This window comes from Legionella sp. km772, assembly GCF_003989735.1.
GTDB lineage: Bacteria > Pseudomonadota > Gammaproteobacteria > Legionellales > Legionellaceae > Legionella.
In genome coordinates, this window is the sequence record NZ_RZGQ01000063.1 from 1 (window position 1) to 16,194 (window position 16,194).

Here is a 16,194-nt window from a genome sequence, read left to right on the forward strand (position 1 = left end):
AAATCAAATAATCACTATAAAGATCAAGCATATCCATTTAATTCCCTCCCTAAAATTAAGGGCGGAATTCTAATGCTTTTTAGTCAAACTACAAGTTTATGTGCGTAACATGAGTAATTTAGGACATACGGAGTATCGATTTAGTACTCAAGCCCAACGTCATCAAGGTGAAGTACGTGTTAGTCCTTTATTTAAACGTTGGCTTGCAATTAGCGCAAAACGCACTCCCGCCACGCAGCTCATTAATCATATTTATTTTAATAATCTAGGACTAGATCGTGACCAATTCGATCTTCCAGGAGCTAATGAAAAAGAGCTTACTAGAGCGTTGCATCAATTAGAAGGAGAATCCACTTTAAAAACTGTGGTAATCACCCTACCCGCGAGTCAAGGCTTAATGAATGCCGAAGAGTATAAAATGATCATTGGCGATCTTCCCTATTCTAAAGTATTTCGTGAGTTATTTACGCTTGCAAACTCCGAACACCATCCAAGTGGAGTAGTAGATTTTAAGATTAGCCCTAAAGTACGAACCTTATTATTTGGTAATGAGTCAAACCAAGCGCAGGAGATAAAAAAGTTACTCACCAATAGTTTTTTAAGCATGGGCCTGAAACCTGGAGATTATTTATCCCCTGCCAAAAGACAGTCCGTTTGGTTACACTTCACCAAATTTGAGCTTACTCGTTACATTATCAATAAATTAAAACCAAACAGTTACAATTTCTCTTGCAAAGATGCTATTGATCGGGGAACGGTTTCTTCACTTTATTTTAACCTACATCAATCCTTTAACTTTGGCCAACCTATTAGTAAAGATGAATTCGAACGCGATTTAGATATCGCCGCCGCTAATGTAAAAGGGCGGGGAATGAATTTCCACCGCCGTATTTTATGGAATGCTATCGATTGCTTTGTCAATGCAAATTACCAGGATCTAATTCAAGACCAGAGGAAATCATGGCTCATTTATTGGCGTGATATGAATTGTCCCCATTCAAGAGTTTCACATTTATTACACCTTCGTTTACAACAATATGAACAGCAATTAAAAAAATTATCAAAAACGCAAATTAATACCGACGGGCATCAATTACTAGCGACTGCTAAACAGCTTTATGAACAGAAGGTAAATGGACAAAGGCTGTTATTAGAGGTCATTAGTCGGAGTAGTCAATTTTTATCCGAAAAACCGACTATGGCGTCTATCAATGCCTATAAGAATTTAGCTCAGGAATTAAAAGTTAATCATCCACTTTTACAGATACTTGCAGGTCTAATGCTAGGCTTTCTTGGAGTAATTCTCTTTTCTTTCTCACTGGTTGAACAAGCCCAAGCCAAAATAAACACCGGTTTTTTTGTCGCTGATCGTGATAGGTTACGCAGCTATATTGTGACTATAGCTGAAAAAGAAGAAGCGAATATTAGTGCCGGTTTGTCACCATTGTCACCCGATGTAAACTCCATTACTATTTAAAATAAATTACCTTATCTAAAGCGCTAAGGGAAATTGCCGCTCATTTTTAATTAGACATCCGGAGGGACTATGGTTTTGGCTAATTTTAATGTAGAAGAATGCCTAATTGAACAAATCAAGAATTATATTTGCACGACGAATTGGAATTTTGCGCAACTAAAAGAGCTTGTTTTAGAAAAGAAATCAATAACTGAACTCCTTATTCGGGTGGATGATCGTTTGTCCAAAGCAGAAACCGCTGATCTTGAAAAAATAAAACATAATTTAGAGGCTGAGAGCTATAAAAAACAATGTTCAGAAGATGAGCACGATAAAAAAAGCGAGTTATTAAAAAAGGCAAAAGATGAGCAACTAAAAGTCCGTTATAACCAAGAATTAAAAAAAATTGCAAGTAGCATCAAACAGCAATTAGAAGAACAGCAAGAGTTGATTCAAAAAATGAATCAAACTGCTCTATCACAAATAACCATAGGTCGTTATTCCTCTTATCAGCAAACTAATCAATGGCAATATGCCATCCAACAATATGAAATGAAAATTCATTTTTTAAGCGAAAAGCGAAAAATAATTCATGATAAACTCCAAAAGATAGAAGAGAGGGCTAATTTGTATAAACTGCAAGAACAAGTTCGAAATCAACGAAAACAAGCAGGAGTTGCTTATCAGCATAGCCAACAAAATATTGAGCAATGTCTATCTGACAAAAATCGAGAACTCTTCCACAAAAACTGTGTCATTCATAGCCAAAGTTTAAAAAAGAAAAAGGCTCAACTCAATTCAATTGCTGAACGTATGCATTTCAGCTTATTCCTTCAGCAATTAGCAGAGGAACTTCCTTTAATGCCATTAAACATTCATGAAAAAACGGCCATGCAGGCGATTCTCAAACTTCGCCAAAAACATAGTGAACACACAAGCGATTTAATCCTCTTTCAAGCAAGTCTAGCTAAGAAAAAAAATTTAATTAGCACTTTGTTAGTCCAATTGCACGGATTAAAAGACAAAGTAAGGCTATTAATAAAACAAAGTCCTTCGATAAGCAATGAGGAACTAACTAAGAAAATTAAAACATTATATGACTCTTTAGCAAAAAACAGACCCATACAAAAACGATTAAATGCCTTTTCTCTGCTTTCATTGGGCTTAAGCTGCATACTTTCAATTCCTTTAATACTTGCTTTAAATGGCAGCTTTTCATTTTTTACACCTGTTGTACTTTATTGCCTAGTAGCTATTCCTCCCGCATTATGCTTGCTTTGCACGCTTGGTTTGGCTATTGCCTCTTTAGTCTATTTTTTTAAAATTAAAGAAGCAACGGATGCGATTAAAAACAATAAACTTGATATAAGTTCGAATTTAAAACAAGAAAGCAACAAGGAAGTAGATCTCAAAGAATTAGAATTAATCAGTATACCTACCCTAGAAAAACAAATAAGCAAAGAAGAGCACTTAAGGGATGATTTGCTTAAAACAGTCGAAAAAACCCAGAAGCAATTAAATGACTGTTTAGTTCAAGCTCAAGGAATCGTCCCTAGCTCAAGGGAGCGTTTATCTTTATTTGATAAGAACCATAATGCACCAGAACCTGATTTTGATATCTCTACTCTTCTTACCCCCTAGGTTGCTACTTCGCTTCCCCCTTTTAATTTAAAATTGCTTTAAATCTTCAAATGACTTAAAATGCCGCAAGTTGATCATTTGGAGAAAAATATGCCTCTTTCCAGTTACAATGTACATCAGCAATTAGTAACTCGTATTCAACACTTCCTTACTCATACCAACATCCCCTTTTCTGTTCTGAAATCTTATATTACCGCCCGCAAGCCTCTTGATGAAATTCACGATGCAATTGTAATGGAGCTCAATAAGATAGAAGCGACTGATAAAGAGGAAGCTAAAGCTAACTTAGAACGCAAAGCATTAGAAAACCAGAAGCGTGAAGATCAAAGCAACAGTCAACTAGATGAGCGCAACAGTGATAAAGACGATCTTGAGCGCGTGCGTTTAATTAATGATCGCGCAATTACCATAAGCTTGCAACAACAATTAGAGCTTCAGCTGCGGCTACTTGAACAGCAAATCGCTGTACGCAAAGCTCAGGAAGTGAATACCCACCAACACGGGCATCCCAGTACTACCGGCGGGCAAACTGTTAACGAGCATAGCCATCCCAGTGAATCAGCCCCTCAAACCCAAGGTGCACATGAACATGGACATCCAAGTGAAACTACTGGACGTACCCATGAACATAGACATTCTAGTGAAACAACGAGTCCTACGCATTCCCACCCCAGTTCACAAAGCGCTAAAGCTATATCCCCTGATGTCCTGCAAGCAGACAATATACGTCAACAATTATCTGCTATCGGTTTAAAACTTATCCAAATGAATAGCGCATTAAGCCAAGTGGAAGTTCGAGAACAACAACGAAAAGCACAACGTAGAGAGCGCGAAAAACGATTAGAAGCACAACTCCATCTAGCCCAGCAAAAATCAGGAGTCACTATTGCTGATGCATTAACGTCTTCTAACTATAAAGTATTACAAAGTGACATTAAGGCTGCTCATAACACCCTTAGCGCAAAATGTGCTAGCTTAACCAAGGAAGCACAACAGTCAAACTATCCTAGCTTCATTCAAGAGCTAGAGTCTTCATTAAGCGCCTTGACTTACTCTGCCCCGGAAAAAGAAGCATTGCAAACAATTCTAGCGCTTAGAAAGCAATATCAAACTTATACAGAGCTTGCAGATAGCCTCCAAGATCAACTTAATCGAACCCTTGACGGTATCTCCTTTAGCCAAGACCAGTTACAAAAAGCGAATGCGCGAGTCATTTTGTTAAAACAAACAACTCCCTATTTATTAAGACAAAACAGTGATCTTTCCTTAAAAAATACGCAATTAGCTCAAGCTCAGCTGGAAAATAATCAAAGAAGAGATAAGTTTAGTTTGCCCGCGTGGATTTTAGCAGGGTTAGCTCTAGTAACAAGTATTCCCTTAGTATTAGCACTTAGTGGTGTTCTTGCAGTGAGCTTAACACCCGTTCTATTCTACACTCTACTATCCATAATCCCCGGTCTTTCCTTTGCAACCAGTTTTGGATTGGGAATTACAGCCTTAGTTTATGGCGCTAAAGCCGCTGGGAATGGTCGAGACCTAATAGGCAATGAAAACACCATTAGGTCTAATATCGCTCAAATGGAAAAAAATAACAGCGAGATAACTGAATTACAAAATCAAACCATTCCCAGTTATCTTAAAGCACTTGACGAAAACCGCCAAAACCAAATAGAGCAGAAGGTATTGTTACAAGAAAAAAGATTGCTGGCTCAGGAAGCACTTCATCAAGCAGAATCTATTGAACCAGGAAAAGCTTTACACCACACTACTTCATCGGCATCAAAATGGGATATCCCCCCTTCTTATGATGCAATGAACCGAAATAGCTTTTTTTCCTTGGTCCCCTATCACGCCCATGGAACCATGCCCAAACCTTCAGCCCCTCCAATTGAGTTGATGGAAGACTCCAGCACTTATTCCTATCACTAATACTCTGCACCTATTCTTACTCTCTCCCTGCGAAGGCAGGGGAGACTTCACCGTAAAAAGAAACAATATAATACGGCTCAAAAAAAATTAACTTTGATTGAAAAGATAACCTTTATGAGAGGATCTTTACCAAACTCAGTTGATCATTGGTGATTTTAAGGTCATAGGATTGCTCGGTCGCAGAGCCCCCACCACAACGCCCCTAAATCCTACCTAGAGAGTTTTTAAATAGTACATCAATCCCTGTTAACAGGTTCAAGGACCAATCGAGCGCTTCCCGCTGAAGCGGGAAGCCAAAGGAGGATAGGGTTATTTATAGGTGAATGATGAGGTAGCAGCAACTTTATCTAAGGCCTCTACAGCTTCATTAATACCCTTTTGATGAATTGCAGCACGCGCTTTAGCATACTCAAGGTTTAGGTTTTTTAAAGCCTCTTCAGCTTCCTTCAACTCGAGTGTTTCTTTAGAGGGAGTAAAAAAACCTGGGCCTTTGGCAGCCGCAACACTAGCAGTTACAGCAACTGGGGCAATGGTCTTAGGAGTTGCATTAGTTGCTTGTAGGTTTTCAAGTAATACTACATGTTCAGGAGTCAATGCTACCTTTATCGTAGATGCTAAGGCTAACGTGGCTTGCTTAATGGCTAAAGTTACTTCTTGTGCCGCATGGTAATCAGTTGTGAGCTTCGAGATTTCCTCAACAGGCTTTTTACGCTTTTCAGCCCGACCTACAGCACTTAAAGCCGCTTTTTCAGTTTTTTCTGCGGCAAGAAGACTAAGCTCGCCTCCAAGAAGAAGAAACTCAGGTCTATTCAGCACATGCTTAATCAAATCCATTCTATTTGAGCGGATCAAAGTATGCTGATTCGTCTCACCACTAGAATCTACAAATGTGAAAGCAAGCTTCGGATGAGTTAGAACCTGTTCCATGAAGTCAGTAGAGCCATCGGTAAGACTTGTTCGGTAGGTGCAATATTGCAAAAGGGATTCTTTTGACTCATCCTCAATTGCATTAACCCAATCCGGATTTTCGCGAAGCAGTGCTGTAGCTTCAGAATATTTTTTTGCGCTAACGAGATCAAACAAAGCTTTGGTTGGCATTTACTTTCCTTATAATATACAAAGCGCGGAGTATACAATATTTGCCCAAAAAAGAAAATCTGAGAATCAACTTCTATTAGAAATGGGTGGCAATTCTAGCTCTTGTTCATCAATAATTTCATTTAATTTCTTTTGTATCTTGGTAAATTCTGGATGGATAACGACCAATTCACTTAACTTATCATTAAGCTCCTCAAGAAACTCAAGGGAAACATCATCTTTTTCAGATAAGCCTCTTATTTTTAATGTTATTTTTTGAATTTCTTCTATAGGGCCTTGTGCTTCAGCGGCCATTTTACCAGATTGACTAAGGCTAGTTATTGTCTGTCCTATATCACTTAGGGCACGGCCAACGGGTTTTTCCATACGTAAATCTTGTAAATGCTCCCGTAGTTGCTGTTGGGTGGAGACGAGAGGAATTATGGGAGACGGGGAAACAACGGACTGTTCGAGTGCAGGGCTTGTAGAGGGGATTAAGGGACTTGGATTTGATTCTGAATTTTGCTCAATTTCCGGCGTAGAAGGCTTTGATAATTCTAATTCATCACTTTGGTATTCGGCCTCCTGCTCCATTATTTCATGGTGTAAAGGTGCCATAACCTTTTCCGATAAAAGATAATTTATCTGATGTAATTCTTTATGAAGTTCATTTTCAATAGCCTGTACGCTAGCAAAATCCTGATTCCCTTGCAGCGCAGTTTTCAAGCGTTCCAAGCTCGCAACAGACTGTTCGAAAGCGATGCGATCTTCTGCAGAAAGTTTTACCCCTCCTTGCGCATGCACCAATTTTATAATCGAGTTATCTATTTTTTCGACCAATTTCGCTATAGCCGCTGCTTTTTTCGTTTCTATCTGGGCAATAAGAATCTTACTTTGCTCTTCATAAGCCTTATCAAGCTGTCTGAGCTCTTCTTGCTCTTGTTGAACGGACTCATCGTGCTTATGTAGAATTATAGCAATCTCTTTACTTTGTGCTTTGGGATGGTGATGTAACTCATGGAGAACAGCTTGAATGTCTTTTTTTAATGATTGACATTCTTGTTCATATTTTTGCATAGCTACTAGACTATGCGGGTGCTTTGAATGATGGGGCTTTGCGTTTAGCAAATGTTCTCTTCGCGCATGCGCTCTCTCCCGCTGGTTTTCTAAATGTTGGATTAAGTCAGTATTTTCATTTGCTTGGTTACGTAGATGTTCTATTACACCATCTAAATGATTGATGTGGGCATTAGCTGCTTTTAGATGAACTGCCGCACGTTCTTGGTGATAGTTAAAGCTAACTCTTTGTAACTCGCGCTCATAATGTGCCCATTGCTCCATCTCGGACGCATGAGTTTTGGGGTGGGTCCACTGAAAGGATGAATTATTAGCTTGCGCTAGAGATTGGTTATGCAGTTCTTGTGTTTTCGCTTGAGCATATTCCGTCCATTCATTGATTACCCGTTTTTTATTTTTGTCTGCTTGCTCCACATCGTCTAAAAAAGCTTGCCATTGCGCTTTTAGATGGGGATCTTCGAATAAAGCCCGCAGTAAATGATATTGCTGCGTCACTTTAAAACGGAAAACAGGGTCCTTATCAAATAAATCTAGAAAAGCAAGGTATTCTTCTTTATTTTGTTGCTCCCGCTCCCTAATTGATTTTCGAGCATGAAGTTGTTCTTTAATGGCAGTAGCTCGGGCATGTAAACTTGGGGTTCGTTCCAAGTCATCCAAGGAATAGAATCGAACTGAGCGAGTTGCTTTATCGAATAACTCCTTTAATGAATGAGGTTTCATGCGCCAAAACTTCCATGCTAACCATGTTCCTTATATTATAGAATAAAAAAACAATATGGTTTTTATTAAACCATATCAGTCCTAAAGTTAATCAAACCAGGGTGCAAAATAATCAAACCCTCTTTGTTTGTTTCATTTTGATTAACATATAGCTTAAAACCAATACAACAGCTGTAATACCCACTGCGAGGATAGGCCTTGTAGCAAACCAAGCTATCGAAGTAGCAATAACCCAAACAGCCAAACCAAGAACAAATCCTATAAACCCCGTACCGAACCCCACAATACTGCCCAAAAAGGGTAATACGTCCGCTAAGGCTACTAAAGGTCCCAATAGAAGGGAGAAACCAATAACAAGCATTAATAAGGAGACTCCTCGAAGTATCCAGGCCAACATTTTATTTTCATCGAGAGCATTTCTAATCATTTGTATGGAAGAGACTGTTCCTGTAGTTAAGAGCATAATTGATTCTCCCGCAGGTGCTAAATAAGGCTGTATAGTAGTACCTGATTGCTGGGCAATAATGCTCACATCTTGCGGATAGACAACGGTGCTCGTAATTTTTAAATCACCTAATTGTGGATTTTGCGGATCGGCCCCAACATAAAGTTGATTGTTGACCAATTCTACTGGTTTATTGAGCTTTGCTTTTAATTTATCTTTATTAGCCTCGGTTAATTCTATCGGCTTACTGACATCAATTTCGCTAAGCAAGGAGCGGGGTAAGATAAAATCGCCTACCGTGACTTTCTCTGCGTATTGAGACCGAGACTCTACGGGCATAGAGGTGGGATTTTGATGCCCTTCTTGGTCTTTAAAATTAGAACTATCGATTAAATTATCTGACCAGGTTTTTGTGTAATTATAGGTCTTAATTTGTTTTTCACTTCCTCCCATTTGCGATTGAGTCTCTGTTTTAACATGTTCTTCCCACTGATACATTTCTACTTTACGGTCAAGATTAATCGCATTGACATCAACCCCCAAAGTGCTATCGATTAATTTATCCGTGGTGGTCGCAAGTCCGGTAAAATAAACCACTTTAGAATTATTTTGGGGATTAATGGGCGAGTTAGGTACAGTCACTAAGATTTTTTGCGCCTCTTGTAAAGACTCTGCCATGTGTAAACTATGCTTCTCATTCCAAAAAATTAAGATAATCGCAGCAATTATCAATACAATACCCACGCCAATGCCTAGAAAAGCATTCTTAATCCGAGTTCCCCAGGAGATGGTAGTTATCTCCTCTTATTTTGGCTCCTATTCAAATAATAGTTCAAATTTAAAATTTTTTGTAAATATTTCGCTCATATAATTCTATACTTTACATAAGCGCTTAATTGACGACTCATCCTAGTTAATATATTGTTTATTCTTTAGTTTTAGGGCTGAAAGCATGCTGAAGTCATATAAAGAGCTAATCCATACAATAAAGTCATATCAGGAAAAGATGGTAAATGATCTTCACCATTTTTGTGAAATAAACTCAGGCACCACCAATCTTAGCGGTCTTGCTTTAATGGCAAAAGCTTTAGAATACGCCTATCAACCTCTCGCTGATAGTATCCAGTTAAAAAAATTAACCCCCTTGTCGTTAATTAATATGCAAGGAAGCACTTCTGTACATCATTATGGTGATGCATTGTTAATTAGCAAAAGACCTGAATTAAAACGCCGCATTTTGTTAAGTGGACATATGGATACCGTCTACGCGGCGACTAACCCCTTTCAAAAACTGACTTACATTAATGCTAATTATGTTAATGGTCCGGGGGTTGCCGATATGAAGGGAGGTTTAATTGTGATGTTGTATGCACTGATGGCATTCGAACAAACCGAGCATGCCTCCAAATTAGGTTGGGATGTATTTATCAACTCCGATGAAGAAATAGGTTCTTTAGCATCAAAAAGCTTACTGGATGAATTAGGACCTAATTATAACGTAGCTTTAGTTTATGAACCTGCGATGACACCAACTGGAACCTTAGCAAAAAACCGCAAAGGCAGTGGTAAGTTAACTATAGTCTCACAGGGAAAAGCTGCCCATGCTGGACGTGCTTTTGATGAAGGCAGAAATGCTATTTGTTATTTAGCCGAAGCGATTACTGCCATTCATGCCTTAAATGGTCAACGAGATGGCGTGACTATTAATGTCGGTAAGATCGCTGGAGGCGAAGCTCTAAATGTGGTTCCAGACAAAGCAGTAGCTCAATTGGATATACGTATTGCTAAAGCAGAAGATGAATTGTGGGTAAGAGAGCACTTAGATGGAATTATTAGCCACTTAAGGCGTAACGATTATGCTCTAACCGTGCATGGGGAATTTAGTAGACCCGTCAAACGAGTCGGCCCAGGCACAGAACGCCTTTTTGCTCGTTTACAAGCCTTAAGTACCGAATTAGGTATAACCTTAGATTGGAAAGACAGTGGGGGTTGCTGTGATGGAAATAACTTAGCACAACATGGATTAGCAGTACTGGATACCTTGGGTGTTAGAGGTGGAGCTATTCATAGCGCCGATGAATATATTTTATTAGATAGTTTATCGGAGCGCGCATCATTAAGTGCCCTACTTTTAATGGATCTCGCCCAAGGCGGACTTGAGGATTTAAAAAAATGATGTTATTTCGCTGCGCTCTTGAATCAGATATTGAACAAATTAATTTTTTAGCAAAAAATAGTGGCGTCGGTATGACCACCTTACCAAAAAATAAAAAATTACTAATCAAACGGATATTATGGTCTACTAAATCCTATCAAAAAGAGGTACAACAACCCGACGACGAATATTATTTGTTTGTACTAGAAGATTTGCAAACCAACAAAATAGTGGGCACCTCTGCTATAGAAGCGCGTATTGGTTATCGGGTTCCCTTCTACTCCTACAAAGTGTCTAAAAGAACCAGAATTTGTCATTCGTTAAAGATAAAAAGCGACTATAACGTATTAAGTTTAGTTAATGATAATCAAGGTCATAGCGAAATATGCACCCTATTTTTAATGCCAGAATACCGCAAAAATAATAATGGCTTACTTTTATCAAAAGCTCGTTTTCTTTTTATGGCACATGCACCACATCGTTTTGCGCCTACAGTCATCGCTGAATTACGAGGTGTTAGTGACGAAAAAGGACAATCCCCTTTTTGGACTCATGTCGGTGAACATTTTTTTCATATGCCTTTTGCAAAAGCGGATGCGCTTACTCTTGCTACCAATAAGCAATTCATTGCGGATCTCATGCCAAGAAACCCCATTTATGTGTCCCTTCTTCCAAAAGAAGCGCAAGATGCGATAGGCAAGCCGCATCCCTCGGCAGTGCCAGCCATGAATATTCTATTGAAAGAAGGCTTTCGTTATAATAAATACATTGATATTTTTGATGCTGGACCTACGATAGAGGCGCCCTTAAGTGAAATCAAAACCATTGAAAATAGCCGCGTCATGGTCATTAAAAATATTTGTGATGAGGTAAGCAATCACCATTTTTTATTAGCTAATAACCTATTAAACTTTCGCGCCACCACTGGGAAGGCTTTACTCAATATAGAACAAAATACTTGTACAATAAGCAAAGAAACAGCCGATTTATTAAAAGTACAATGTGGAGATGAACTAAGGATAGGCCCCCTACAAACTCAGGCGCCCTCTTTAATTGCTTAAGGAATAAGAATGTCAACGGTCATAACAAGTAGTGGACAATACATTAATGGTCTCTGGTTAAAAGGCAAGGGCACTGTTCTCGAGTCTATTAATCCAGCCTATGGTAACTTGCTTTGGCAAGGTCATGCGGCGACTCAAGACGAAATTTACGCCGCTTACGATGCTGCCCACAAAGCACTACCTCTTTGGTCTGGTCTGAGCTTTGAGGAACGCTGCCGTTACGTTAAAGAATTTGCGCAGCAAGTAGAAAAAAATAAAACCCTATTAACCCAACTTATTTCTTTGGAAACTGGCAAACCCTTGTGGGAATCGCAAACCGAGGTTAGCGCAGTTATCGGCAAAATTAATCTTTCCATTCAAGCTTATCAGGAAAGAACATGGCCTAAAGAAAATCAAACAGCGGAAGCTAAGGCCTGCCTGCGTTATAAACCACATGGGGTGGTTGTGGTATTAGGGGCCTTTAATTTTCCGGCACATTTGAGTAATGGTCATATTGTCCCTGCTCTTTTAGCGGGAAATACCGTCCTTTATAAACCCAGTGAACAAACACCGGCAGTGGCAGAGTTTATCATTAACTGTTGGCATAATAGCGGGCTTCCTGGTGGCGTTATTAATTGTCTCCAAGGGGATGCTTCTTGTGGGAAAACCTTATTAAACCAAAACATTCAAGGTGTTTATTTTACCGGCAGTTACAGTACTGGCCTACGTATTCATCAACATTTTAGTACTAGACCAGAAGTGATTTTGGCATTAGAAATGGGAGGAAACAATCCCTTAGTCATCGATGAATTACAGGATATTGATGCAGCGGTGTACCATACCTTGCTCTCCTCTTTTATGACTGCAGGCCAACGTTGTACCTGTGCGCGTCGAGTCATTGTTCCAAAATCCGCTTTAGGCGATGAGTTCATAGACCGCTTGGTACATGCAAGTCAAACCTTAATTGCAGCCCCTTTTGATAACAAACCTGAACCCTTCATGGGGCCTGTGATTAGTTATACCCAAGCATTAAAACATTTACATGCGCAAAAATCGCTCATTGAATTAGGTGGGGAAGCTTTATTAACAATGAATTTAATTACCGATTATACCGGCTTATTATCTCCAGGAATTATTGATATGAGTAAAGCCATCAATGTACCGGATGAAGAAATTTTTGCACCCTTAATACAAATCTATCGTTATCAGGACTTTGATGAGGCCCTTCATCTTGCTAATAATACTAAATATGGTTTATCCGCTGGTCTATTGGGTGATAATGAAGAGCATTATCAACAATTCTATCGAGAAATCCATGCGGGACTAATCAATTGGAACCGCCCCACTACGGGTGCAGCGAGCGCTCTTCCTTTTGGCGGTGTGGGCTGTAGCGGCAATCATCGACCCAGTGCCTATTTTGCAGCAGATTATTGTGCTTACCCTATTGCTAGTATGGAGCAAACGATATTAAGTAAACCTGAACAGTTACTGCCAGGTTTAAGCTTGGATAATACAAAATGAATGTTTATGAACTTAATATGGATGGACTAGTTGGCCCTACCCATAATTATGCAGGATTAGCCGCAGGAAATGTAGCATCTATTAGTAACGCGCTAAGTAATTCAAACCCACAAGCTGCGGCCTTGCAAGGCCTTGAAAAAATGCGCTTGCTATTTAATATGGGCTTGAAACAAGGGGTGCTTCCTCCTCATCAACGCCCCAATTTGCACTTATTAGATCAATTAGGCTTTCATGGCACACCCGAGGAACAAATCCGCAAAGCATTTAAAACCGCCCCTGAATTACTCAATGCCTGTTATTCTGCCTCTAGCATGTGGACAGCGAACGCGGCTACTGTATCAGCCAGTAAAGATACTAAAGATCAGCGTGTTCACTTTACTGCAGCTAATTTAGTGTCTAATTTACATCGGCATCATGAAGCTGATTTTTCTTCTCATTTACTCGCGACTATTTTCGCTGACCCTCAACATTTTCATCACCATTTAGTACTACCTAAATCGTCTATTACCAGTGATGAAGGCGCAGCCAATCATAATCGTTTCGCAATGAGTCATAAAGAGGACGGGATTAACCTTTTTATCTATGGCAAAAAGGCGATGAAAGCCCATAGCCCTGGACCTAGAGTCTATCCCGCTCGCCAAACCAGAGAAGCGTGCGAAGCAATCGCTCGTAATCACCTTCTTGACCCTAATAAGGTGGTTTTTGCTTGCCAAAATCCTGATGCGATTGACAAAGGAGTTTTTCATAATGATGTAATTTCAGTGGCTAACGAATACGTCTATCTTATTCATGAGCAAGCCTTACATGAACAAAAAAAAGTATTGAATGAATTAAAGGAAAAAGCGTCGTTTCCCTTAACAATTATCGAAATAAAAAGCCAACAGCTTAGTATTGAGGAGGCTGTAGAAACCTACTTATTCAATTCGCAGCTCATTACGCTTCCCAATAAACAGACCATGATTTTAGTCGCACCTATTGAATGCCAAAATAATGAGCGGATAAAGAATTGTATTGATGATTTGATTACTGATAGCAGTAATCCTATTGCGTCCGTTTACCATTTAGATTTAAAGCAAAGCATGCGTAATGGTGGAGGCCCTGCCTGTCTGCGTCTTCGTATTCCCTTAAATGAAAATGAACTTGCAGCAATGCATCAAGAAGTGTTAATTAATAATCAATTAATAGATCGTTTAGAGCAGTGGGTGCTCAAACATTATCGTACGGAATTAAAATTAACCGATCTAATGGATCCTCAGCTTATTGATGAAGTGTTTTTTGCTTTAGATGAATTAACTCAAATTTTAAAATTAGGGTCTATCTATCCTTTTCAGCGTGAATTGATTTAATGAGATGGTTTATCAAGTTCGGTAAATGCATTCACACCTCTGCTTCAGGTTATAAGGTCTACGATGCATTTATGTACCGTTGGCTAACTTTAGACAGTAATGTACTACAAACCATTATAAATAAATTCCTCCCTAAAAGCCCCGTTTTATATTACATTCCAGCTCTGAGTTTAATGGCACGAACCTTTCCCGATGATTCTTGTGTATTAGGGCTCGGTGGGGCTGGTTTAATACATAAACTTGCCGCTCTACCTTCCACTATTACGGTGGTAGAGATTAGCAGTGAAATTATTACCATCGCCAAAAAATATTTCATGATTGATACCCTAAGTAATTTAAAACTTATTCATCAACCAGCTGAAATCTATTTAGCACAAACCCATCAACAATTTGGCCATCTGATGGTTGATCTTTATGATGCCCATTCATTTCCGGAACAATGCAATAATAGTCATTTTTTTCTCCAATGCAAAAGAGCCTTAAAACCCAATGGCTTTCTAGCAGTTAACTTGGCTAATTCCAAAGAGCAATATGCTATTTTTCAATTAATCAAAGAACATTTTGCTCATACTCTAGTAATTCCCATTAAGAAATGTGCCAATATGGTAATTATTGCTTCAAATCATCAACGCAAAGAGGATTTCTTTGCGGCAGTTCAGCAGAACAAAGAGATAAAAAAAATATCGTTAATGAGTTATTGGAGCTATGTAGCAGATTATTAACTTAAAAGGGCAAATTAAGAGCATATTGCATAAACATAAAAACAATTTATAATGCCTAATTTTTAATCATAAAGCCTGGTTTATGCCTTTTACCCATTTAAAGCAACTTGCCGAAGACTCCTATAAATTAAACCCAATAGACAGTAGATGTTCTTTTTTCATTCGTCCTGGAAGACCTATAATTTTAAGGTTTAATAATATAATGATACCCGGGGTTGCAAGCAGCGCCATTCGTAATTATTTAAAAAAATATTTACCTCATCTTATTAATAAAGACGTTCGAGTAGGAGCTGGGACCTATCAAGTGGAGCTAAATGAGGCGGATGCACTAAGTTTAATGCAAAAACTCGAGGCCGAAGCACTGTTATCAGAATCTACCACATCTCCTCCGCTTAAGAAAAAAAGAACCGAATCCTTAACTCCGACCACCGTAGACCCCAGCTCCTTCCGTAATATTGGGAATACAGTCGTTATAGCTTTGGAAATGATGAGAACTGACAGTATAGCGCTCCGTGAATATGAAAATTTAAGTGCTAGTAAGAAAATACAGTTAATAAGCGAGCGTATTGAAGTTATTTGTAAGCAACTAAGCCGGCAATTTCCCAATGACTTATGGATAATTGGATGGCGGGAATACGGTATCACCGAAGCTCAATCTCGTTTTATCTCCGAAGAGACTTTGGCTTATTTTAAAGAATCCATGCTTCGTTTAACTACAACCTATCCTAATTTAGCTATTCTTGCAGGAACAGTGGCCGTTAAACGACATTTTGCCCATGCAAAATATCAAGAAAGATTACCTAAAATTTTAGAGGAATATGCCAACCTTGATGAGCTTCGTGCAAATGAAGGTGATGCCTCTTCAATTAGAAGACAGAAAGAGGGGATATTGGAACTAGAAAAACAGCGAACCGCTACACACTCCACCTCAGGAGTTGATGTAATCAGTAACTCATGTTACGCACATAAACTTGTAGTTTGACTAAAAAGCATTAGAATTCCGCCCTTAATTTTAGGGAGGGAATTAAATGGATATGCTTGATCTTTATAGTGATTATTTGATTT

At 38.9% G+C, this 16,194-nt stretch carries 12 protein-coding genes; 9 read left to right on the forward strand and 3 right to left on the reverse strand.

Annotated elements, in window-relative coordinates; genetic code table 11:
* Positions 1 to 109 precede the first annotated feature (109 nt).
* From ELY15_RS08160 to ELY15_RS08170, 3 genes are all read left to right on the forward strand, one after another.
* Entirely contained in the window at positions 110 to 1,477 is a 1,368-nt protein-coding gene (locus tag ELY15_RS08160) for a hypothetical protein (RefSeq protein ID WP_127099174.1), read from the forward strand.
* A 75-nt stretch (positions 1,478 to 1,552) separates the two neighbouring features.
* Entirely contained in the window at positions 1,553 to 3,097 is a 1,545-nt protein-coding gene (locus ELY15_RS08165; RefSeq protein ID WP_127099175.1) for a hypothetical protein, read from the forward strand.
* Positions 3,098 to 3,157: 60 nt separating this feature from the next.
* On the forward strand, positions 3,158 to 5,026 hold the full coding sequence (locus tag ELY15_RS08170; RefSeq protein ID WP_127099176.1) for a hypothetical protein: 1,869 nt from the start codon (positions 3,158 to 3,160) through the stop codon (positions 5,024 to 5,026).
* 309 nt (positions 5,027 to 5,335) lie between these two features.
* Here ELY15_RS08170 and ELY15_RS08175 read toward each other — a convergent pair whose 3' ends face one another.
* From ELY15_RS08175 to ELY15_RS08185, 3 genes are all read right to left on the reverse strand, one after another.
* Positions 5,336 to 6,124 carry a hypothetical protein gene (locus ELY15_RS08175; RefSeq protein ID WP_127099177.1) on the reverse strand — a complete coding sequence of 263 codons (789 nt, stop codon included), beginning with the start codon at positions 6,122 to 6,124 and terminating at the stop codon, positions 5,336 to 5,338.
* A 66-nt stretch (positions 6,125 to 6,190) separates the two neighbouring features.
* Positions 6,191 to 7,900 carry a hypothetical protein gene (locus tag ELY15_RS08180; RefSeq protein WP_127099178.1) on the reverse strand — a complete coding sequence of 570 codons (1,710 nt, stop codon included), beginning with the start codon at positions 7,898 to 7,900 and terminating at the stop codon, positions 6,191 to 6,193.
* 112 nt (positions 7,901 to 8,012) lie between these two features.
* Positions 8,013 to 9,089, reverse strand: coding sequence for a TMEM43 family protein (locus ELY15_RS08185; RefSeq protein WP_233586574.1), 1,077 nt, complete (start codon positions 9,087 to 9,089; stop codon positions 8,013 to 8,015).
* A 208-nt stretch (positions 9,090 to 9,297) separates the two neighbouring features.
* On the opposite strand from ELY15_RS08185, the gene ELY15_RS08190 reads away from it, so the two are divergent.
* The 6 genes from ELY15_RS08190 (at position 9,298) to ELY15_RS08215 (ending at position 16,111) form a co-directional block, all read left to right on the forward strand.
* Entirely contained in the window at positions 9,298 to 10,521 is a 1,224-nt protein-coding gene (locus ELY15_RS08190) for a hydrolase (RefSeq protein ID WP_127099180.1), read from the forward strand.
* Positions 10,518 to 11,561 carry an arginine N-succinyltransferase gene (locus ELY15_RS08195; RefSeq protein WP_127099181.1) on the forward strand — a complete coding sequence of 348 codons (1,044 nt, stop codon included), beginning with the start codon at positions 10,518 to 10,520 and terminating at the stop codon, positions 11,559 to 11,561. The genes ELY15_RS08190 and ELY15_RS08195 overlap by 4 nt, the downstream gene beginning before the upstream one ends.
* A gap of 9 nt (positions 11,562 to 11,570) precedes the next feature.
* The gene (gene astD / locus ELY15_RS08200; protein WP_127099182.1) at positions 11,571 to 13,061 is read left to right on the forward strand and encodes a succinylglutamate-semialdehyde dehydrogenase; all 1,491 of its coding nucleotides are present in this window, start codon (positions 11,571 to 11,573) and stop codon (positions 13,059 to 13,061) included.
* On the forward strand, positions 13,058 to 14,407 hold the full coding sequence (astB, locus tag ELY15_RS08205; protein ID WP_127099183.1) for an N-succinylarginine dihydrolase: 1,350 nt from the start codon (positions 13,058 to 13,060) through the stop codon (positions 14,405 to 14,407). The genes astD and astB overlap by 4 nt, the downstream gene beginning before the upstream one ends.
* The gene (locus tag ELY15_RS08210; RefSeq protein ID WP_127099184.1) at positions 14,407 to 15,129 is read left to right on the forward strand and encodes a spermidine synthase; all 723 of its coding nucleotides are present in this window, start codon (positions 14,407 to 14,409) and stop codon (positions 15,127 to 15,129) included. The genes astB and ELY15_RS08210 overlap by 1 nt, the downstream gene beginning before the upstream one ends.
* An 82-nt stretch (positions 15,130 to 15,211) precedes the next feature.
* Entirely contained in the window at positions 15,212 to 16,111 is a 900-nt protein-coding gene (locus ELY15_RS08215; RefSeq protein ID WP_127099185.1) for a hypothetical protein, read from the forward strand.
* The last annotated feature ends 83 nt before the right edge of the window (positions 16,112 to 16,194 follow it).

Bases quoted from the DNA above. Each gene is read 5' to 3' on its own strand.
- ELY15_RS08160 (WP_127099174.1), top strand. From the start codon at position 110: ATGAGTAATTTAGGACATACGGAGTATCGATTTAGTACTCAAGCCCAA.
- ELY15_RS08170 (WP_127099176.1), top strand. From the start codon at position 3,158: ATGCCGCAAGTTGATCATTTGGAGAAAAATATGCCTCTTTCCAGTTAC.
- ELY15_RS08175 (WP_127099177.1), bottom strand. From the start codon at position 6,124: ATGCCAACCAAAGCTTTGTTTGATCTCGTTAGCGCAAAAAAATATTCT.
- ELY15_RS08180 (WP_127099178.1), bottom strand. From the start codon at position 7,900: ATGAAACCTCATTCATTAAAGGAGTTATTCGATAAAGCAACTCGCTCA.
- ELY15_RS08190 (WP_127099180.1), top strand. From the start codon at position 9,298: ATGCTGAAGTCATATAAAGAGCTAATCCATACAATAAAGTCATATCAG.
- ELY15_RS08195 (WP_127099181.1), top strand. From the start codon at position 10,518: ATGATGTTATTTCGCTGCGCTCTTGAATCAGATATTGAACAAATTAAT.
- astD (WP_127099182.1), top strand. From the start codon at position 11,571: ATGTCAACGGTCATAACAAGTAGTGGACAATACATTAATGGTCTCTGG.
- astB (WP_127099183.1), top strand. From the start codon at position 13,058: ATGAATGTTTATGAACTTAATATGGATGGACTAGTTGGCCCTACCCAT.
- ELY15_RS08210 (WP_127099184.1), top strand. From the start codon at position 14,407: ATGAGATGGTTTATCAAGTTCGGTAAATGCATTCACACCTCTGCTTCA.
- ELY15_RS08215 (WP_127099185.1), top strand. From the start codon at position 15,212: ATGCCTTTTACCCATTTAAAGCAACTTGCCGAAGACTCCTATAAATTA.